We start from the raw sequence: 387 nt of genomic DNA, 5'->3' as shown, positions 1-387 counted from the left end.
GAGCTGTTCCCGCAGAATCTTGAGGTAGACAACTATATTCAGCCCTGTGACTGCGACATTAAACCGATTTACCCGGTTCGCTATGCTTATGTGAACTTTTTCGGCAAAGAATTGGAAAAACCAGAAGCGCCCCCGGATATCCACACTCTGATGTTCTCCTCATCACTCCAACAAACCAAAGGCTATGCCGCCCGCCTCCTGCGTCCCGGCTGGATATACATCAAGGAAGAAGACCCGCTCACTGCCCGCGGCAGCAAAGCCCGGGGCTATCTGCATATCTTTAAATACTGCGTGTCAGAGAAAGAGGTTAACGGCAAAAAACAGCGGGTAGAAAAATTTAAAAAATATATGTTCCTCAACCGCAGAGATGCCAGTGAAGGGCTTATC

1 protein-coding gene is annotated in these 387 nt (G+C 48.6%); it reads left to right on the top strand.

Annotation, left to right across the window (positions count from 1 at the left end):
• Positions 1-387: toxin VasX (locus ACGF49_RS24980; protein ID WP_387493449.1), on the top strand; the 387-nt coding region annotated here is incomplete at both ends.

Origin of the sequence: Photorhabdus sp. RM96S (assembly GCF_042879335.1) — a bacterium.
Lineage (GTDB): Bacteria > Pseudomonadota > Gammaproteobacteria > Enterobacterales > Enterobacteriaceae > Photorhabdus > Photorhabdus kayaii.
Note: the sequence above shows the minus strand (reverse complement) of the source record. Positions and strands in the feature narration are given on the sequence as shown.